This is a genomic window from Phenylobacterium sp. (genome assembly GCF_036563385.1).
In the GTDB taxonomy this organism is placed as follows: domain Bacteria; phylum Pseudomonadota; class Alphaproteobacteria; order Caulobacterales; family Caulobacteraceae; genus Phenylobacterium.
The window spans coordinates 266,738-286,841 of the sequence record NZ_DATCML010000015.1 but is presented as its reverse complement, the minus strand read 5'-3'; the positions used below and the strand labels follow the sequence as shown (position 1 = coordinate 286,841).

Sequence of the window (20,104 nt, the reverse complement as noted above, 5' to 3'; positions counted from 1 at the left end):
TCCGGCGGCTGGGGAGGTCAGGCGGCGCGCGTGCGCGGCTTGGACCGGGCCGGCGCCGCGCGGTGCAGGGCGGCGAACAGGGCCTCGGCCTCCACGGGCTTGGTCACCAATCCCGCGAAGCCAAGCGCCCGGTACTCCGCCTCGCCGCGGGACACGACGTCGGCGGTCAGTGCGATCACCGGGGTGACGCGGTTGGCGCCTTCGGCGGTGCGCAGCGACTTCAACGCCTGCATGCCGCTCATCCGCGGCAGGTGGATGTCCATCAGGATCACGTCGAAGGCTTCGGCGCCGGCCAGCTTCAGGGCCTCGGCCGCCGTGGCCGCCTTGCTGACCCGGTGGCCTTGCGGGGACAGCAGCTGCTCCAGGACGAGCAGGTTCACGGCGTGATCGTCCACCGCGAGGATCCGCAGCCGGCGCTGGCGCCCGCGCCCTTTGGCGGGCCCCAAACCGCGCCGGTCAGGCGCCGCCACCTCGAGGACGAGGTCGAGCTGGAACGTGGAGCCAAGGCCAACGGCGCTCTCCGCCCGGATGCGGCCGCCCATCAACTCGGTGAGCTGCTGGCTGACCGCGAGGCCAAGGCCGGCGCCGTCGCGACGGGCGCGGGCGTCACCCTGGGCGTAGCGGTCGAAGATGGTCGGGAGGACTTCCGCGGGGATGCCCGTCCCCGTGTCGACGACCGCGATGGAGACGCGGCACCGGCCGTCACGCACCGGGCCGGCGCGGGCGCTGAGCGTGACGGAGCCCCCCTCCGTGAACTTCACCGCATTGCCGATCAGGTTGAACAGCACCTGCCGCAGGCGAACCGGGTCGAGTCGCACCACCGGCGGCAGGTCATCGGCAAGTTCGAGGCGCAGCTGGAGGCCTTTTGCCTCGGCTTGAGGCCGCCAGAACTCGGCCGTCTTGGCCAGCAGCCCGGGCAGGTCGGCGGGCTCGAACACCAGTTCCAGGCGACCGGCCTCAATGCGCGACATGTCGAGGACGTCATTGAGGATGGAGAGCAGGTACTCCCCGGAGTCGGTGAGGGTCTCCAGCCGCCGCAGCTGGTCAGGATCCGTCTCGGCGCGGCGGAGCACCTGGGCCATGCCGAGCACGCCGTTCATCGGGGTGCGGATCTCGTGCGACATGGTCGCCAGGAAGTTGGCCTTCGCCTGGCCGGCGCGGCGCGCTTCCTCCCGGGCGGCGTCGGCTGCGATGCGCTCGGCAAGCGCCCGGTCGCGGGCAAGCTCGAGGTCACGGATCAGCTCCACCGACGCGTCGTGGGTCCGCCGCCAGACGTCCAGCGACTGGCGCCAGGTGAGCGAGACCATGGCCAGCACCCAGACCGAGGCGGTGAGCGCGCCCATTAGAGCGAGCGCCGGTCCGACGCCCAGCAGGTCGATGGTGGCGACTGCGAACCCCACCAGCGGGGGGACCGCGAAGCCCCAGAACACCTTGGGCGAGAAGGCGCCATACGACAGCGCCACGGGCAGCAGCGAATAGCCGCCGATCACCGCCAGGAAGAGGATCTCGGCGACCTCGCCGGTCTGCAGGGCTGCGGCCACCGGCGCGGACATGTAAAGCGTCGAGCGGAATGCAGCCAGCAGGGTCATGGCCCAGGGGACCGTCGCCTGGCCGGTCTGGCGGGCCTGGCGGCTCCAATGGCCGAGGATCGCCTGGACGGCGATGTCGCCGGCCCAGGACGCCAGCATCCAGGCCAGCGCCAGCAGCGGGTGGCCGAGCAGCGCCAGGCATCCGGCGCGGACGGCTCCCAGCAGGCACATGCGCCAAGCCGGATAGGTCATGCCGGCGAGCGTCAGATGGTAGGTGTTGAACAGGTGCTCGCGATCGGGCTGCACGCGTGGGGCCCACCCCAGCCGCGCGGTTCCGCTCTCCGATCTTCCGCCCTGCGTTTCCACGCGCGGGAGGCTGGCCCGGAAAGGTGAAGATTTACGGAACGGCGTTCACTTACCGCTGGGCGGCAGGGCGGCCGCGAGGCTCGCGACAGCGGCGGCCACAGCGTCGGGTTGGGTGAGGATCGCCAGGTGGTTGAGCGGCAGGCGCACCACCGGCCAGCCCTGACGGCCAGCCAGCATGGCCTCGGTCTCGTAGGCGCCGCTCAGGCGCAGATAGGCCTGGGGTCCGTCGTAAGCGGCCTCGGGGGCGGGTTCCTCGAAGTAGTCGACCGGCAGGGGCTCCAGCTCCGCCAGCAGGCGCTCGCGAAGACAGTCGTCAGGCACCAGCCGATCCAGGGCGCCGGGCGGCCACCACTGGTCCCAGGCCGGCAGCCGCCCATCCTCAGCGCCGGAGCGCAGGTGGGCCCGCATCTCCGCCGGCGCGGTGTCGAACCAGCTCTGGCCGGGATGCGGCAGGATCGCGTCGCAGAAGACCACGCCCGACACGTGGCCGAGCCTGGCCGAGAGCGCCGGGATCAGGGCCCCCGCCCCGCTGTGCGCCACCAGCAGCGGCGGCTCCCCCGTCTGCGGCAGGCCGCCCGCCAAGCTGTCCGCAAGCGTGCGGTAGAAGTCGGACGACACGGAGGAGAGCCGCGGCCACGCGGCGGCTTCGGCCGTGTGGCCTGCGGCGTGCAGCGCCGCCGCCACGGCCCGCCAGCTCGACGGCCCGAGCAGCGGGCTGTGCAGCAGGACGAAGCGCATCAGCCCTCGTACTTGTCCTGCACCATGCGGTTCAGCAGGCGCACGCCGTAGCCGGTCGCGCCATCCGGGATGGTCGGAACGGCCGAGGGCTTCTTCCAGGCGGTGGACGCGATGTCGAGGTGCGCCCACGGGTAGTTGTTGACGAACTTCTGCAGGAACAGGGCCGCGGTGATCGAGCCGCCGGGACGGCCGCCGGTGTTCTTCACGTCGGCGATCATCGAGTCGATCTGCTTGTTGTACTGCTCGGGCAGCGGCATGCGCCAAAGCGGCTCGCCCTCCTTTGAGGAGGCGTCCAGCAGGTTGCCCGCCAGTTCGTCGTTGTTCGAGAAGCAGCCGGCGTAGTCGTTGCCCAGGCTGATGATGATCGCCCCGGTCAGCGTCGCCAGGTCGACCATGAACTTCGGCTTGAAGCGCTCCTGGCAGTACCAGAGCGCGTCGGCCAGCACGAGGCGGCCCTCGGCGTCGGTGTTGATGATCTCGATGGTCTGGCCGCTCATAGACGTGACCACGTCGCCCGGACGCTGGGCGTTGCCGTCGGGCATGTTCTCGACCAGGCCGAGGATGCCGATCGCGTTGACCTTCGCCTTGCGCCCGGCGAGGACGTGCATGAGGCCGGCGACCGCGCCCGCGCCGCCCATGTCCCACTTCATGTCTTCCATGCCGTCGGCGGGCTTGATGGAGATGCCGCCGGTGTCGAAGCAGACGCCCTTGCCGACGAACGCCACCGGCTGGGCGTTCGGGTCATCGGCGCCATTCCAGCGGATGATCACCAGCTGGCTCTCGCGGACCGACCCCTGGCCGACCCCCAGCAGGCTGCCCATGCCGAGTTCGGTCATCTCGGCTTCGCCGAGCACCTCGACCTCCAGGCCAAGCGTCTCGAGATCCTTCACCCGGCGGGCGAACTCGGCGGGGTAGAGCACATTGGCGGGTTCCGAGACCAGGTCGCGGGTGAAGCTCACCGCGTCGGCGAGAGCGGCCAGCGGCGGGAAGGCGGCGAGCGCGGCGTCGCCGTCCGCGGAGACCACCTGCGCCTTAGCCAGGGACGGCTTCTTGTCCGCGGTCTCCTTGGTCCGGTACTTGTCGAAGCGGTAGCACGCCAGCCGCACGCCGAGGGCGGCCCGGGCGGCGAGCTCCGGCCCCGCCTGCGGCAGCTCGATGCGCAGGGTCTCGAGGCCGGAGACGCTCATCGCCTTGTAGGCCGTGGCTGCGGCGTGCTCGGCCGCGATCGCGTCGAAACCGTCGGCCTTGCCCGCCCCGACCAGCACCAGACGATCGGCCCCACCCTCAGGCGCGAGCACGTCGAGGGTCTGACCCTTCGCGCCGGTGAAGCGGCTGGCGGCCACCGCACGGGCCAGGGCGCCCTCTTGGGCCTGCCCCTCGAACACGACGCGCGCCACAGCGGTCTTCGGACCCAGCGGGGCGTCGGCGGCGACGAACTCGATCTCCATCGGAACTCTCTTCTTCTGTCGTCTTCTGGCTTCAAGGCGCAGCCGCAGGCGGCCGGCGGGGGCGGCGGTTGTGCGCCGCGGCGACGCATGGTTTAGAACAGCTCCGCGGCCGGGGCGCGCCAAAATCTCCGGGTGAGCCGTAAATTTCGACGATGCGCCTGATCGACCGTTACCTGCTGCGCCAGCTCGCCGGCCCCACCCTGCTCGCCACTCTGGCGCTGACGGGCGTGGCGCTGCTGAGCCAGAGCCTGGCCGGGCTGGACCTGATCGTGAACCAGCGGCAGAGCGGGCTCGTTTTCCTCAAGATCACGCTGCTGTACATGCCGCAGCTGATCAACATCATCCTGCCCGTCGCCGTCTTCGTCGCCGCCTTGGTGGCGCTGAACCGCCTGCACACCGAGCAGGAGATCGTCGTCTGCTTCGCAGGCGGGATGAGCCGCTGGCGGGTGATCTCGCCGGCCATGCGGCTGGCCTGCACGATCGCCTTCGCCGCCCTGGTGATGAACCTCTTCGTGCAGCCGGCGGCCTTCCGGGAACTGCGGCGCGAGCTCTTCCAGGTGCGCACCGACCTGGCCTCCACCCTGGTGCGAGAAGGGGAGTTCACCGAGCCGGCAAAGGGGCTGACAGTCTACGCCCAGACGGTCGAGGGCGACGGCGACTTCCGGAACCTGTTCATCCACCAGGAGAAGGCGGACGGGACTTCCACCGTCTACACCGCCGACGAGGGCCGCATCGACACCCGCGCGGGGCGCACCGTGCTGCTGATGCGCAACGGCACCACCCAGGAGTTCTCCGAGCGCGGGGTGCTGAACTACCTGACCTTCAACGAGTACCCCTTCGAGCTCTCGGCCCTCACCGACTCCACCGAGCTGATCCACTACAAGCCGTCGGACCGCTGGCTCCACGAGCTGTTCTTCCCCGACCTGGCGCAGGACTGGGAGAAGAAAAACCGGCTGAGCCTGCTGGCGGAGGGGCACGCGCGCATCTCCACGCCGCTCTACAACATCGCTTTCATGGCCCTGGCGCTCTCGGCGATCATCGGCGGCGGGTTCTCACGGCTGGGCTACGCCCGCCGGATCGCCATGATGGGCGCGGTCGCGGCCGTCACCCGCATCTTCGGCTTCGTGGTGCAAGCCGCCTGCGAGGAGAACGCCTGGCTGAACGTCTTGCAGTACGTGATCCCCCTTGGCGCCATGGCCTTCGGCCTGAGGGCGATCTTCAAGCAGCGGGTGAGCCGCTTCATCGACATCCGCAGGCGCGCGCAGCCGGCGTTCGGAGCCGCCGCGTGATCCGCTTCGGCCGCCTGGAACGGTATGTGCTGGCCCGCACCATGGCCGGCGTCGGCGCGGCCCTGGCCGTCATCGGGGCGGTGATCCTGCTGATCCAGTTCGTGGACCTGTCGCGCTCGGTGGGCACCCGCGCCGATGTCGGCCCCGCCACCATCTTCGGCCTCACCCTGCTGCGGACGCCGTCGCTGCTGCAGGTGCTGCTGCCCTTCGTCGTGCTGTTCGGCGGGATCAGCGCCTATGTGGGTCTGAACCGGAAGAGCGAGCTGGTGGCCATGCGCGCCGCGGGGGTCTCGGCCTGGCGGTTCATCCTGCCCTTCGCCCTGGCGGCCTTCGTCGGCGGCGTGCTGGCGGTGACGGTGATCAACCCGCTCGCCGCCGCATTCAACGCCCGCTTCGAGGCGCAGCGCGCGCGGCTGATGGAGAACTACCTGGGCGACACGCCCGAGGACATCTGGCTGCGGCAGGGCGACGAGCGCACCCAGATCGTCATCCACGCGCGGGCCCGTGACACGGTGGACGGCTCGGTGCGGCTGCGGCGGGTGTCGCTGTTCGTCTATCAGAAGAGCCCGTCCGGCACCCTGGAGTTCCGCCGCCGGCTCGAGGCGGCCGAGGCGCGCCTGATGCCGGGCTTCTGGCAACTGAAGGACGTGCGCGAGGCCACGGCCGGAGAGAGTTCCGTGCGCTCGGAGAGCCTCTCCATCCGCTCCGCCCTGGACGCCGAGTCGGCCATGGAGCGTTTCGCCTCGCCCGAGGCGATCGCCTTCTGGCGCCTGCCTGCGGCGATCCGGCTCACCGAGCAGGCGGGTTTTTCGGCCTACGGCTACCGCCTGCGGTTCCAGCAGCTCCTGGCCACGCCGCTGCTGTTCGCCGCCATGGCCGTGCTGGCGGCGGCGTTCTCGCTCCGGCTGGCTCGTCTTGGCGGCCTGGCGGGCCTTGCGGGCGCGGGCGTCGGGCTCGGCTTTGTGATCTTCTTCTTCAATCAGTTCGCCGGGGCCCTGGCCCGGGCCGACATCATCCCGCTGTTCGCGGCGGCCTGGGCGCCGGCGGTGGTCGCCCTGCTGTCCGGACTCACCCTGTTGTTCTACACCGAAGACGGTTGAATTAGCGGCCTGCGCGGCTATGCATCGCGCAAGCCTTGCCGATGGCCCGGCCCTGCGCCGGAAAAGGGGATCTGAAGCGTAATGAGTCCGGGCCGGCGCATGCCGTCGAAAGCCAAGCGCGCCCTTCTCGCGGGGGCCGCCGTCGCCGCGGCCTGGGCGCACGGCCTGCCGCTCCACGCCCAGGCGGCCTCCCCCGCCCCGGCCGCCGCCGCCGCGCCCGACGGGCTCGCGCCTGGCGAGCTCTACCTGGAGGCGGACGAGATCGTCCGCGACGACGAGAACAAGATCACCACGGCCACGGGCAACGTCGAGGTGCGTTACGAAGGCCGCACGCTGCGCTCGGATCGCATGATCTACGAGGAAGGCGAGCAGGCCGGCCAGGGCGTGATCCGCGCCCGCGGCAACGTGCAGATCATCAACGACGACGGCAGCGTAGAATTCGCCGACGAGTTCGTGCTCGACGACGAGATGCGGGCGGGCGTGGCGCTGGGCTTCTCCGCGCGCATGCAGGAGAACATCAAGGTCGCCGCCGCCAGCGCCGCCCGGCGCAACGAGAACGTCCAGGAGCTGCGGCGGGCGATCTACACGCCGTGCGAGATTTGCGCCGCCGACGGCTCGCCGAAGACCCCCACCTGGTCGATCGCCGCCGAGCGGGTGATCCAGGACAAGAAGCGCCGGCTCGTCTACTACCGCAACGCCCGCATGCGGGTGTTCGGCGCCACGGTCCTCTACCTGCCCGTCTTCTGGCACGCCGATCCGCAGGCGCCGCGGACCTCGGGTTTCCTGGTGCCGCACGTCTCGGCCTCGGACCGGCGCGGGCTTTCATACGAGCAGCCCTACTACTGGGCGATCAGCCCCTACTCCGACCTGGTGATCAGCCCGCAGATCAACACCAGCGTGAACCCCTTCCTGAACGGGCAGTACCGCCGGCGCTTCTACTCGGGCGATATCGATTTCCGGTTCGGCTACACCTACGAGCAGGACTTCGACGGCCGCGGGGACCGGTTCGGAGAGACGACGCACCGCAGCTACATCCTCGGCCGCGGCAGCTTCCGACCGACCGAGAAGTGGCGCTGGGGCTTCACCGCCGAGCGCGCCTCCGACGACCTGATCTTCGACAAGTACGAGATCGGCGACGCCTTCGAATCGCGTGGCCCTTACGTGGCGGACGACCGCCGGCTGATCTCCCAGCTCTACGCGATCCGGCAGGATCGCCGCTCCTACGCTTCCGTGGCCGCCATGAGCATCCAGGGCCTGCGTCGCGGCGGCGACGAGACCAACAGCCTCGACGACGACAACGACCGCACCTTCCCGCTGATCGCGCCTCTGATCGAGACCCACTACGAGCCGCTGGCGACCCTGGCCGGCGGACGGCTGCGCTTCCACGGAAGCGCGGTGGCTCTGACCCGCGAACAGGCGCCCCTGCCCCTCGGCACGCGCCTCCCGGGGATCGACAGCCGCCGGGTGACCGGCGAGGTGGACTGGCAGCGGACCTTCACGTCGCAGGCCGGCCTGCGGGTCGAGCCCTTCGTGACCCTGCGGGCCGACGCCTACAGCCTATCGGATGTCCTGACGGGCGTGGGCGCGGAGACCACCGCCCGCAACACGTCCCGGGCGCTGGCCACCGCGGGCGCGACGGTGTCTTATCCGGTGTTCCGCCGCTTCAAGGACTCCACCGTGGTTCTCGAGCCCGTGGTGCAGGCGGCGGTCTCGCCCAACGCCAAGCAGGTCGTGGTGGGGCGGCGGGCCGACGGCTCGCCCGTCTACCTCAACGAGGACACGGTGGCGTTCGAGTTCGACGAGACCACCCTGTTCCGGGCCAACAAGTTCCCGGGCTTCGACCTCTATGAAGATGGCGCGCGGCTGAACGTCGCGGGCCGGGCCTCGGTGCTGTGGGATGACGGCCGCCGCGCCAACCTGCTCGTGGGCCGCAGCTTCCGCTCGGAAGAGAATGCGGTGTTCAGCGCGCGCTCCGGCCTGCGCCAGAAGGCGTCGGACTGGATCGTCGCCGCAGACGCCCAGCCGGTGCGCGGCGTCTCGGTGTTCGCCCGTACCCGGCTGGACAGCGACAGCCTGGACATCCACCGACTGGAAGCGGGGGCCAACGTCAATCGCCGCTGGGGCTCGGGCTTCGTCCGCTACTTCACCGACGATCTCGACATCAACGCCGACCGCCGCGAGAACCTGGATCTCGGCGGCGAGCTGTATCTGCGCAAGAACTGGGGCGTCTCGTTCTACGGCAACCGCGACCTGCAGCAGGAAGCCTGGGTGATCCGCGACGCGGGCGTGTTCTACCGCGACGATTGCCTGCGAGTCGACGTGATCTACAGGCGCGAGGACACCGTGATCGGCCGCCTCGGCCCCAGCGACTCCATCAACGTACGCCTAACGCTCGCCACATTGGGCGGACCACTTTATGGCAGGTAGGATCACGGGCCGTGGCTCGGGGAATGACCGACGGCTCCACCAGGGAATGACTTCGTCCATGATGCATCTGCGTTACGTCTCGGGCCGGGCGGCGCGCGGCGCGGCGGCCGTCGCCGCCTTGCTGTCGGCGCTGGCGCCCGTGGCGGCCGACGCCCAGGCCATGCGCGGCCCGATCGGCGGGCGGCAGGCCCCCGCGCCCGCGCAGGCGCCCGCCGCCGCCCAGCCGCCGGCGACCGCGCCGGCCCGGCCCCAGGGGCCCCAGCCGCTCTCGGAATCCGTCGCGGCCGTGGTCAACGACGAGATCATCTCCACCTACGACCTCGGCCAGCGTATGCGGCTGCTGATCGCCACCTCGGGCGTGCAGCCGACCGAACAGACCCTGCCGCAGTTCCAGCGCGAGGCGCTGATCTCCCTCGTGGACGAGCGCCTGCAGCTGCAGGAGCTCCGCCGCCAGGAGAAGGAGCAGAAGATCGACATCGTCGTCTCCGACCAGGAGGTGAACGAGGAGCTGGCCTCCATGGCCCAGCAGAACAACATGCGCGCCGAGCAATTCCTGGCCGCGCTGCGCGCCCAGGGTATCGGGGCCGACACCCTCCACCAGCAGATCCGCGCCCAGATGAGCTGGCAGCGCTGGATCCGCGGCCGCTACGGCTCGCGCCTGCGGATCGGCGAAGACCAGATCACCGCCACCCTGCAGCGCCTGCAGGCTGCGGCCTCCAAACCGCAGTACCAGGTGTCGGAAGTGTTCATCGACGCGAACCGCGTCGGCGGCATGCAGACCGCGGTGCAAGGCGCCCAGCAGCTGGTCACCCAGATGCAGCAGGGCGCGCCGTTCCCGGCGGTGGCTCGACAGTTCTCGGCGTCGGCGACGGCCGCTGCCGGCGGCGACGTGGGCTGGATCAGCCCGGGTGAGATGCCGCCGGAGGTGGATGCCGTGCTCGAACAGCTGCGCCCCGGTCAGCTGTCGCAGCCGATCCCCGTGCGCGACGGCGTTTACATCGTCTACCTGCGCGACAAGCGCTCCGGCGGCTCGGCCACCCTGGTGAGCCTGAAGCAGGCCGCCGTGCCGCTGGCCCAGGGCGCCAGCGCGGGCGACGAAGCCGCCGCCAGGGTGAAACTGGAGGCCGTGCGTGCGGCCGCCACGGGCTGCGGCGACATCGAGGCGGTGGCCCAGCGCACCCAGGGCGTGGTCGGGGGCGACCTCGGCGAAGCTGAAATCGCAGACCTGGCGCCGGCCTTCCGAGAGGCGGCCGAAGGCCTGCAGGTGGGCCAGGTGTCGGCGCCGATCCGTACCGCGGCCGGGCTCCACGTTCTGGCGGTCTGCGGCAAGCGCGGGGCGGGCGAGGCCCAGCTGAACCGCGACCAGATCGAGAACCGGCTCTACGGCCAGCAGCTTTCGATGATCGCCCGGCGTTACATGCGCGACCTGCGCAACTCCGCCACCATCGAGACCAGGTGAAGACAGGCCCGCTCGCGCTCACCCTCGGAGACCCGGCCGGCGTCGGCCCGGAGATCGTCGTCAAGGCGTGGGCCGAACTGCGCGGCAAGGGGCCGGCCTTCCTGGCCGTCGGCGACGCACAGGCCCTGGCCTCGGCGCCCGGCGGCGCCGCCGGGCTGGTGCGCCGGATCACCCGACCCGAGGAAGCGCTGCGGGTGTTCCCGGAGGCGCTTCCCGTCCTGGACCTGCCCCTGAAAGCCCCGGTGGTTGCGGGCCAGCCCTCGTCGTCCGCAGCGCCCGCGATCATCCAGTGGATCGAGACGGCCGTCGGCCTCGCCCTGCGCGGCGTCGTGGCCGGCCTGGTCACCGCGCCCATCGCCAAGGCGCCGCTCTACGACGCCGGCTTCCGTTTCCCCGGCCATACCGAGTTCCTGGGCGAGCTGACCCAGGCGGCGAGCTGGGACGGGGCGCGCGGCCCGATCATGATGCTCACCGCCCGGGACCTGCGGGTCACCCTGGTCACGGTGCACGAGCCGATCGCGCGGGTGTCGTCCCTGCTCACGGTGGAAAGGATCGTCAACGCCGGCCTCGTGACCGCCCAGGCCCTGCGCCGCGACTTCGGGGTGCGCGAGCCTCGGCTGGCGGTCGCGGGGCTCAACCCCCACGCCGGCGAGAGCGGAGCCATCGGGCGCGAGGAGGTGGAGATCGTCGAGCCGGCGATCCGCGCGTTGCGGGACCTGGGCGTCGACGCCGCCGGCCCCTACCCCGCCGACACCATGTTCCCGGACGCCATGCGGGCGCTCTACGACGCGGCGCTCTGCCTCTATCACGACCAGGCGCTGATCCCGGTGAAGATGCTCGACTTCTGGGGCGGCGTGAACGTGACCCTGGGCCTGCCGATCGTGCGCACCTCCCCCGATCATGGGACCGCCTTCGACATCGCCGGGCGGGGCGTCGCGCGGCCGGACAGCCTGATCGCCGCCATTCGCCTGGCGGACGAGATCGCCCGCACCCGGGGCGGCTGATGACCCTCGACGACCTGCCGCCGCTGCGCGATGTGCTCGCCGACCATGGGCTGATGGCGAAGAAGTCCTTCGGGCAGCACTTCCTGCTCGACCTCAACATCACGCGCAAGATCGCCCGCCTGGCGCAGGTCGGCGACGGGGATCGGGTCATCGAGGTGGGGCCGGGTCCCGGAGGCCTCACCCGCGCCCTGCTGGAGACCGGCGCCCGCGTGACCGTCGTGGAGAAGGACGAGCGCTTCCGCCCGCTGCTCGAGGAACTTGGGACCGTCGCGTCCAATCTGACGCTAGTGATGGCTGATGCACTCGAGGCGGACGAGGCGGCGCTGGCCGACGGGGCGCCGGCGCACCTGGTCTCGAACCTGCCCTACAACGTCGGCACGCCGCTGCTGATCAAGTGGCTGACGGGTCCGTGGCGGCCCGCCTCGCTGACCCTGATGTTCCAGAAGGAAGTGGCCGACCGGATCGTGGCGCGGCCCGACACCTCGGCGTACGGCCGCCTGGGGGTGATCGCCCAGGCGACGTGCCAAGCCCAGCTGGTGATGGACGTGCCGGCGCGCGCCTTCACCCCGCCGCCCAAGATCGACTCGGCGGTGGTGCGCCTGGTCCCGCGGCCTGACCGGCCGGCGCCGGACAGGCTGGACGCGCTGCAGAAGCTGACGGCCGCGGCCTTCGGTCAGCGCCGCAAGATGCTGCGGGCGAGCCTGAAGCCCCTGGGCGGCGAGGACTTGATCCGCGCCGCGGGCCTAGACCCTCAGGCCCGGGCCGAAGTGGTGGACGTGGACGGCTTCCTGCGCCTCGCCGACGCCTGGCTCGCGCGCCGCTAGCGCCACCGATCCAGGCCGCCTCACCTCGGCCGTTGCCGAAGCGGCCGGCAACGGCTCCTATGCCTGCCCGTCAGACGCAAGGAGCCCACATGTGGACGCTTGCGGGCGTGGCCGTGGTGGTCCTCGGCTTCGCCCTCCGCTTCAACCCGCTGCTAGTCGTGGTCGCCGCCGCCCTCGTCACCGGGCTCGCCGCCGGTCTTGGGCCGCTGGAGGTGCTCGCCGCCTTCGGCAAGGCGTTCAACGAGAACCGCTACGTCAGCGTCGCCCTGTTGGTCCTGCCTGTCGTCGGCGTCGTCGAGCGGGCCGGGCTGCAGGAGCGGGCGCGGACGCTGATCGGCCGGTTCCGCGGCGTCTCGGTCGGGCCACTGCTGATCGGCTACCTGGCGTTCCGGCAGATCACCTCGGCCCTGGGGCTGACCTCGATCGCCGGCCAGGCGCAGAGCATCCGGCCCATGGTCGCGCCCATGGCCGAAGGCGCCGTGGAGGTCCGCACGGGCGAGCTCAGCCCAGAGACCCGTCAGGCGGTCCGCGCCCAGGCGGCGGCCACTGACAACATCGGCCTGTTCTTCGGCGAGGACATCTTCATCGCCATCGGCTCGATCCTGCTGATGGTCGGCTTCCTCGAGGCCAGCGGGATCACCATGGATCCCATCCACCTCTCCATCTGGGCGATCCCGGCCGCGATCGCCGCCTTCCTGATCCATGGGGCGCGGCTGGTGCTGTTCGACAGGCGGCTGCGGCGCGAGGCCGGCCGGTGATCAAGCTCTCCGCCGTCTATGTGCTGGCCGGCTTGGTGTTCGCCGCCTTTGCGGTGCTGAGCGCCGGCGACCGCAACAACCCGAAGCGTTTCGGCAACGCGGCGTTCTGGGGGCTCGTGGCGCTGAGCTTCCTGGCCGGCGACCGACTGGGCGATCTCGGCAACGGCCTGCTGGTGGTGGGGCTGGCGCTGATCGCCGGCTTCGGCCTGCTCGGCCGCGGACAGCCGGCCACCACGTCCCCGGAAGAGCGTCGGGCTCTGGCGGAGCGATTCGGGGAAAAGCTGTTCATCCCCGCCCTCACCCTGCCGCTGGTGGTGATCTTCGGGGTGTTGGCGCTGAAGCCTCTGACCTTCGGCGGCCAGCCGCTGCTGGATCCGAAGCAAGCCACCCTGCTCTCGCTGGCTCTGGCGACCCTCGTCGCCGTGGCGGTTGGGCTCGTCCTGCTGCGCCAGCCGCTGATCAGCCCGCTGCAGGAGGGCCGTCGGCTGATGGACACCGTCGGCTGGGCGGCGCTGCTGCCGCAGACGCTTGCGGCCCTTGGAGCGGTGTTCGCCCTGGCCGGCGTGGGACAGGTGATCGGCGACCTGGTGACCGCCTCCATCCCCATGGACACCCGGCTGGCGGCGGTGGCGGTCTACTGCCTGGGAATGGCGGGCTTCACCATGATCATGGGCAACGCCTTCGCCGCCTTCCCGGTGCTGACCGCCGGGGTCGGACTGCCCATCCTGATCCGGCAGTTCGGCGGCGACCCGGCGGTGGTCTGCGCGATGGGCATGCTGTCGGGGTTCTGCGGGACGCTGATGACCCCGCTGGCGGCCAATTTCAACCTGGTGCCCCCGGCGCTGCTCGAACTGCCGGACCGCTATGCAGTGATCAAGGCCCAGATCCCGACGGCGCTTCCCCTCCTCCTGGCCAATGTAGGGCTGATGTATGTCTTCGCGTTCTGAGCGGCTGAACGCCGAACAGGCCTCGCTGTTCGCCAGGCTGGCCCTTTCCCACGTTGCCCGCGAATACCCGAACAAGCTCGATCATGTGCTGGATGGGCCCCAGGACGTGCGCGGTCCTCGCGACCTGCACCCGATCTTCTATGGCAGCTTCGACTGGCACTCCTGCGTGCACGGCTACTGGACGCTGGCCACGGTTCTGCGCCGCTTCCCGGCGCTCCCCGAGGCCGCCGAGATCCGGGACCTGTTCGATGACGCGTTCACCGACGGCAAGGTGGCCGCGGAGACCGCCTACCTGGCGCGGCCGTCGGCGCGCGGCTTTGAGCGGCCCTATGGCTGGGGCTGGCTGCTCAAGCTGCAGGCCGAGCTGATGGCGCACGACGCGCCGTGGGCCTCCGTGATGACCCCCCTGGCGCTGGCGTTCGCCGACCGGTTCCGGGACTTCCTGCCCAGAGCGGCCTACCCGATCCGCACGGGTGTGCATTCCTCGACGGCGTTCGCCCTGGCCCTGGCCAGCGACTATGCGAAGGCGGCCGGGGACCAGAGCCTGCTGCAGCTGTTCGCGGACACCGCCCGAAGCTGGTACCTGGCCGACGCCGACGCCCAGGCCTGGGAGCCTTCCGGGGACGACTTCCTGTCACCGACGCTGCTGGAGGCCGAGTGCCTACGCCGCCTGTTGCCCGCGGAGGAATTCCGTCCGTGGCTGGCCGACTACCTGCCGCACGCGGCGCAGCGGCGACCGGCCAGCCTCTTTGCGCCGGCGACGGTCACCGACCGCACGGACGGCAAGATCGTCCACCTGGACGGCTTGAACCTGTCTCGCGCCTGGTGCTGGCGCGAACTCGCGAACGCCTTGCCGAGCCATGCGGCCGCGGCCGCCGAGGCCGCCGCCTCCGCCCACCTGGCCGCCAGCCTGCCACACGTCGCAGGCGACTACATGGGCGAGCATTGGCTGGCCTCGTTCGCCCTGCTGGCCCTGACAGCGGGCGAGGCCGGCTGAGGGATCGCTCCGGCTCCAGGCGCGTTTGGGCCGCCTGGGACGCCATAAGGAGTTGGAAAGCCATGCGTACGCATGCCCTCGCCCTGGCGGCCACCGCCGCCGCACTCACCACCACCGCCGCCCCGCTCCCCGCCGCCGCGCAGGGGATGGGCCTGGACCGGGTCTTCTCGTGCTCGGGCAACCGCGGGACCACGGGCGCCGTGGTCGGCGGCCTGGCCGGCGCCTTGGCCGGGGCCAAGGTCGCCAAGAACGACACGCTCGGCGCCGTCGTCGGCGCGGGCCTCGGTGCCTGGGCCGGCAACCAGATCGCCTGCCGCATGAACGATCAGGGCCGCGACCGGGCCGAGACCGCCTTCCAGCGGGCGCTGGACACCGGCCGCGCCCAGAGCTGGTCGGACCCGCGCACCGGCGCCACGGGCCGGGTGGAGGTGCTCTCCAGCGGTTATGACAGCCGCCACGCCGCCTATGCGGGCGAATACTCCCGTCCGGTCTCGGCGACCGACCTGCGCTTCGCCCCTGGCGTGCAGCGCGTGCGGACCGGCTTGCAGGCGGCCGCCCCCATGTATGTGGCCAATGCTCGCGTGAACATGCGCGCCGCGCCCAACACGGCCGCGCCTGTGGTCGAGCGCTTGTCGAGCGGCCAGCAGGTCCGCGTGGCCGGGATGACCCGCGACGGCTGGCTGGCGATCGAGAACGACGGCTGGGTGCAGGGCTACGTGGCCGCCTCCACCATGCGGCCGCTGCCGGCGGTGAGCTACGTCCGCAACATGGACAGCAGCTACGATTGCCGGCTCGTGCAGCAGACCGTCAGCATGCGCGGCTACCGCACCGAGACGCAGCGCTTCAACGCCTGCCGTGACACCGGCGGCGAATGGCGGATCGAGCCCATCTGAGGGAGCGGGCCGCGCCCTGGTGGCGCGGCCCTCGTCCTAAGCTGCCTCCGCCTCGCGGCGGCCGGCCAGCACTTCAAGCGCTTGCACGGTCAGCGCCCAGCGACTGGCGCAGGCGGCGCCCTGGGAAGGCTCGCCCTCCCAGCCTTTGAAGCTCAGCCATCCGCGTTCGCCGAGCGCAAAGCAGCGGCGATCGCGCGCGAACCCGAGTTCGACACGGGCGCCATCCTTGTAGAGCACATTGACGACTTCGCCGGCCGGCAGGGCCTGCAGCAGGAGGTCCCGGCTCGCCGGCGAGAGGCGTTCGACATCCATCGACCTTCTCCCCCCGATACGCCCCAAAGGTCACGCTGAGTCCCGCGTGGCGCAAAGCCCTCGGCGCACCGTGCTGTGGATTTACCTACCCGATCTGGGGACAACCGCCCGGGGTCTGTGGACAGGCCGCGCGCGGCATGAACGCGAGTTAATTGTGACCGCGTCGATTCCTATGGTTCGTTCCCGGGCAGCGGAGCGTAACCGTATGGCTTTTCCCCTCGACCGTCTCGACATCCAGATCCTTACGGCCCTGCAGGAGAACAACCAGGCGACCGCCCAGGAGCTCGCCGCGCGGGTCCCTCTGTCGCCCTCCGCTATCCTGCGCCGTATCCGTCAGTACCGCGAGGACGGCGTGATCGCCGCAGACGTGTCCGTACTGGCCCCGGCGACGGTTGGCGACCGGCTGTCGGCCCTCCTCATGGTGCAGCTGGACCGCCACTCCCCCGCCGACGTGGCGGCGTTCCGACAGCACCTGTGCCGCTCGCCGCATGTGCAGGTCTGCATCGAGATCTCCGGCAGCTACGACATCTCGTGCATCGCCATCTTCCGCGGGATGGAGGAGTTCAACGCCTTTACCGACGCCGAGATCGCCGGCCATCCCGCGGTGCGGCGCTACGAAGCCAGCTTCATCAAGAAGCGGGTGAAGTTCACCACCGCCGTGCCGCTTTGAGGGTCCGCGTCCTGAGAACAAGAAACGCGCGCCCCGTTCGATGCACAGTCGACTACGTTATAGCGAACTTCGAGTAGAATAGACTTTGTGTCTATAACGAGACAGCGACGGCGCAACTTCGAAACATATGCGTTTCGTCTTTGACCATCCTTTCCGCAGCCAAGTAACTCCAGCGTAACCGCGCCGCCCCGGCGGCTCGGGACCTGACCTTTTGTGGGGAGCAGGCCGACGCCAGGCGACGGCTGCTGGAGGATGTAGACCTTGAAAACCATGTCCATGCGGGAGCGCCTGCTGGCGTCTTCCATGATCTGCAGCGCGGCCATGACCGCTGTCGCCGCCACGCCCGCCCTCGCCCAGGAGGACGGCGAGGTGGCCGAGGTGGTCGTCACCGGGACGCGCATCCCGTCGCCGAACCTGACCAGCGTCAGCCCTGTGACCGCCATCGGCTCGGCCGAGATCAAGGCTCAGGGCGTGACCCGCGTCGAGGACATGGTCAACAGCCTGCCGCAGGCCTTCGCCGCCCAGGGCGCGGCCCTCTCCAACGGGTCCACCGGCACCGCCACGGTGAACCTGCGCGGCCTTGGCCCGACCCGGACCATGGTGCTGATCGACGGACGGCGGCTGATGCCGGGCACGCCGAACACCACGGGTAACAGCCTGGCTCCCGACCTGAACTTCATTCCGACCGCTCTCGTCGAGCGTGTGGACGTGCTGACCGGCGGCGCCTCGGCCGTGTATGGCGCCGACGCCGTCGCTGGCGTCGTGAACTTCATCATGCAGAAGAATTTCGAGGGTGTCCGGATCGACACCCAGTACGGGATCTATAACCACAAGAACGACAACGGCGTGGCCGAGGTGATCCGCCAGGCTGCGGCTGCCTCCCCCACCCCGCAGTTCTTCCAGCTTCCGGACGAGAACGTCTGGGACGGCGAGAGCTCCGAAGTGACCCTGGTGCTGGGCGTCAACGCCCCTGACGGACAGGGCAACATCACCGCCTACGCCGGCTACCGCCACTTCGAGCCGATCCTGCAGTCGAACCGCGACTTCAGCTCGTGCACCCTGGATTCGGGCGCCACCTTCCTGGCGGCAGGCTGCGGGGGCTCCGGCACCGCCTTCCCGACGCGGGTCGGCACCCAGATCGTCGACGTGACCGGCCCGGGCAACACCTTCCGCGATCGCGTCGCCACGCGCGACGTCTACAACTTCGGCCCGCTGAACTACTACCAGCGGCCGGACGACCGTTACGTGATGGGCGCTTTCGCCCGTTATGAGCTCGCCGACTGGGCCGAGGCCTATGCAGACGTGATGTTCATGGACGACCGCTCGACCTACCAGATCGCGCCGGGCGGCATCTTCGCGGGCACCTTCTCGATCAACTGCGCCAACCCGTTCCTGTCCGCCCAGCAGGCGGGCCGCCTGAACGCCACCGCGGCCTCGGGCGGCGGCACCTGCGCCACCAACCCGGCCGGCACCTGGACCGGCACCGTCGCGCGCCGGAACGTCGAAGGCGGCGGCCGTCAGGGCACCACCGAGCACATGCAGTACCGCTACGTGGTCGGCCTGCGCGGCGACATCAACGAGAACTGGAACTACGACGCCTACCTTCAGTACGGGCGGGTCCAGTTCAACCAGGTGCAGACGGGCTTCTTCCGCACTGCCGCGATCCAGAACGCGCTGAACGTCGTCAACGTGAACGGCGTGCCGACCTGCGCCTCCGTCGTCAACGGCACCGACGCGGCCTGCGTGCCGTACAACATCTTCTCGCTGAACGGCGTGACCCAGGCGGCTCTCAACTACCTCGAGACCCCGTCCAGCCAGGCCGGGAACCTGCACGAGCGGGTCGCCAACGTGTCCTTCGGCGGCAACCTGACCGACTACGGCCTGAAGACCCCCTGGGCGGAAGACGGCGTCGGCGTCTCGTTCGGCGCGGAATACCGCCGCGAGCAGCTGGATTACGCCGCCGACTTCATCTCGCGGTCGGGCCAGCTGAACGGCGCGGGCGGCGCCTCGCCGACCGTGAACGGCAGCTTCGACGTGTACGACCTGTTCGCCGAGGCGCGCGTGCCGCTGGTTCAGGACATGCCCTTCGCCCGCTCGCTGACCTTCGAGACTGCCTATCGCTTCTCGGACTACAGCTCGGTGGGCACCACCCACACCTACAAGTTCGCCGGCGATTGGGAGCCCATCGAAGACCTGCGTATCCGCGCCAGCTATCAGCGCGCGGTGCGTGCGCCGCACGTGCTCGAGCTGTTCAGCCCCCAGAACGTCCAGCTCGACGGCACCCAGGACCCCTGCGCCGGGCTCGAGGCGAGCGACCCGCTGGTCGCCCGCTGCGCCCAGGCCTTCGGTCTGACCACGGCGCAGGTGCTGGCCATCGAGGACAACCCGGCCAACCAGTACAATGGCCGGCGCGAGGGCAACCCGAACCTGGATCCGGAAAGCTCCGACACCTACTCGCTGGGCTTCATCTACCAGCCGTCCTACCTGCCGGGGCTCAACCTCTCGGTCGACTGGTTCGACATCAAGGTGAAGGACTACATCTCGCCCATCGGCGCCGACCTGATCATCAACCGGTGCCTGGAGACGCTCGACCCGTTCTTCTGCGGCAAGGTGGTGCGCGACCAGCAGGGCTCGCTCTACCTGTCGCCGCAGGGGTTCATCATCAACCAGACCCTGAACACGGGCTCCCTGCGGACCAGCGGCGTCGACATCAACGCGGGCTACCGCACCGATCTCGACCGGTTCGGCCTGGCTGACATGGGCGGCGTGTCGCTGTCCTTCGTCGGCACCTGGCTCGACAAGCTCGAGACCCAGTCCCTGCCCGAACTGGAACCCTTCGACTGCACGGGCCTCTACGGCACGATCTGCTCGGTCTCGGGCGGTCTGTCGTCACCGAACCCGGAATGGCGGCACAAGGCGCGGGTCACCTGGAACACCCCGTTCGCCTGGGGTGACTGGATCAACAGCGTGGGCGTGTCCCTGCAGTGGCGCCACTTCTCCAGCGTCACGCTCGACGCCTATTCCGACGACCCGCAGTTGAACAACCCGGCGCTGCAGTTCGAGACCGATCGTAAGCTCGCCTCGCGGGACTACTTCGATCTGACGGCCACCTGGACCGTGAAGGACTCGGTCAACTTCCGGGCGGGCGTCAACAACCTGTTCGACAAGGATCCGCCGCTGAACGGTTCATCGAACTGCCCGACCGGGCCGTGCAACGGGAACACCTGGCCGCAGGTGTACGACGCCTTCGGCCGGTACGTGTTCATCGGGCTGTCGGCCGACTTCTAGGCTGCCCCCGACGGGTGACAGGAAGGGGCGGTGGAGCGATCCACCGCCCTTTTTT

Annotated in this window: 16 protein-coding genes; 12 read left to right on the top strand and 4 right to left on the bottom strand. The window is 70.2% G+C overall.

Features of this window, described 5'->3' with window-relative positions:
• Window positions 1–17: 17 nt before the first annotated feature.
• From VIL67_RS16405 to VIL67_RS16395, 3 genes are all read right to left on the bottom strand, one after another.
• Window positions 18–1,835 carry an ATP-binding protein gene (locus VIL67_RS16405; protein ID WP_332049986.1) on the bottom strand — a complete coding sequence of 606 codons (1,818 nt, stop codon included), beginning with the start codon at window positions 1,833–1,835 and terminating at the stop codon, window positions 18–20.
• 105 nt (window positions 1,836–1,940) lie between these two features.
• On the bottom strand, window positions 1,941–2,633 hold the full coding sequence (locus VIL67_RS16400; RefSeq protein ID WP_332049985.1) for an alpha/beta fold hydrolase: 693 nt from the start codon (window positions 2,631–2,633) through the stop codon (window positions 1,941–1,943).
• Window positions 2,633–4,081, bottom strand: a complete 1,449-nt coding sequence (locus tag VIL67_RS16395; protein ID WP_332049984.1) for a leucyl aminopeptidase — start codon at window positions 4,079–4,081, stop codon at window positions 2,633–2,635. Before VIL67_RS16395 ends, VIL67_RS16400 begins: the two co-directional genes overlap by 1 nt.
• Before the next feature lie 152 nt (window positions 4,082–4,233).
• On the opposite strand from VIL67_RS16395, the gene lptF reads away from it, so the two are divergent.
• From lptF to VIL67_RS16345, 10 genes are all read left to right on the top strand, one after another.
• The gene (gene lptF / locus VIL67_RS16390; protein WP_332049983.1) at window positions 4,234–5,370 is read left to right on the top strand and encodes an LPS export ABC transporter permease LptF; all 1,137 of its coding nucleotides are present in this window, start codon (window positions 4,234–4,236) and stop codon (window positions 5,368–5,370) included.
• Entirely contained in the window at window positions 5,367–6,470 is a 1,104-nt protein-coding gene (locus tag VIL67_RS16385; RefSeq protein ID WP_332049982.1) for an LptF/LptG family permease, read from the top strand. The genes lptF and VIL67_RS16385 overlap by 4 nt, the downstream gene beginning before the upstream one ends.
• 99 nt (window positions 6,471–6,569) lie before the next feature.
• On the top strand, window positions 6,570–8,897 hold the full coding sequence (locus VIL67_RS16380) for an LPS-assembly protein LptD (protein WP_332049981.1): 2,328 nt from the start codon (window positions 6,570–6,572) through the stop codon (window positions 8,895–8,897).
• Between the two features lie 58 nt (window positions 8,898–8,955).
• Complete coding sequence (locus VIL67_RS16375; protein ID WP_332049980.1) at window positions 8,956–10,356, top strand: peptidylprolyl isomerase; 1,401 nt, start codon at window positions 8,956–8,958, stop codon at window positions 10,354–10,356.
• Complete coding sequence (gene pdxA / locus VIL67_RS16370; RefSeq protein WP_332049979.1) at window positions 10,353–11,360, top strand: 4-hydroxythreonine-4-phosphate dehydrogenase PdxA; 1,008 nt, start codon at window positions 10,353–10,355, stop codon at window positions 11,358–11,360. The genes VIL67_RS16375 and pdxA overlap by 4 nt, the downstream gene beginning before the upstream one ends.
• Window positions 11,360–12,184, top strand: a complete 825-nt coding sequence (rsmA, locus tag VIL67_RS16365) for a 16S rRNA (adenine(1518)-N(6)/adenine(1519)-N(6))-dimethyltransferase RsmA (RefSeq protein WP_332049978.1) — start codon at window positions 11,360–11,362, stop codon at window positions 12,182–12,184. Before pdxA ends, rsmA begins: the two co-directional genes overlap by 1 nt.
• Before the next feature lie 89 nt (window positions 12,185–12,273).
• Window positions 12,274–12,942 (top strand): 5-oxoproline transporter, DUF969 family subunit, encoded by a 669-nt coding sequence (locus VIL67_RS16360; RefSeq protein WP_332049977.1) that lies wholly within the window; start codon window positions 12,274–12,276, stop codon window positions 12,940–12,942.
• Window positions 12,939–13,889 (top strand): DUF979 domain-containing protein, encoded by a 951-nt coding sequence (locus tag VIL67_RS16355; RefSeq protein WP_332049976.1) that lies wholly within the window; start codon window positions 12,939–12,941, stop codon window positions 13,887–13,889. The genes VIL67_RS16360 and VIL67_RS16355 overlap by 4 nt, the downstream gene beginning before the upstream one ends.
• Window positions 13,873–14,886 (top strand): DUF2891 domain-containing protein, encoded by a 1,014-nt coding sequence (locus VIL67_RS16350; RefSeq protein ID WP_332049975.1) that lies wholly within the window; start codon window positions 13,873–13,875, stop codon window positions 14,884–14,886. Before VIL67_RS16355 ends, VIL67_RS16350 begins: the two co-directional genes overlap by 17 nt.
• Before the next feature lie 62 nt (window positions 14,887–14,948).
• Window positions 14,949–15,779 carry an SH3 domain-containing protein gene (locus tag VIL67_RS16345; protein WP_332049974.1) on the top strand — a complete coding sequence of 277 codons (831 nt, stop codon included), beginning with the start codon at window positions 14,949–14,951 and terminating at the stop codon, window positions 15,777–15,779.
• 36 nt (window positions 15,780–15,815) lie between these two features.
• Here VIL67_RS16345 and VIL67_RS16340 read toward each other — a convergent pair whose 3' ends face one another.
• Entirely contained in the window at window positions 15,816–16,091 is a 276-nt protein-coding gene (locus VIL67_RS16340) for a hypothetical protein (protein ID WP_332049973.1), read from the bottom strand.
• 205 nt (window positions 16,092–16,296) lie between these two features.
• On the opposite strand from VIL67_RS16340, the gene VIL67_RS16335 reads away from it, so the two are divergent.
• Window positions 16,297–16,761: an Lrp/AsnC family transcriptional regulator gene (locus tag VIL67_RS16335; protein ID WP_332049972.1), complete on the top strand. Its 465-nt coding sequence runs from the start codon at window positions 16,297–16,299 to the stop codon at window positions 16,759–16,761.
• 270 nt (window positions 16,762–17,031) lie between these two features.
• Window positions 17,032–20,049: a TonB-dependent receptor plug domain-containing protein gene (locus VIL67_RS16330; protein WP_332050205.1), complete on the top strand. Its 3,018-nt coding sequence runs from the start codon at window positions 17,032–17,034 to the stop codon at window positions 20,047–20,049.
• Window positions 20,050–20,104: the final 55 nt, after the last annotated feature.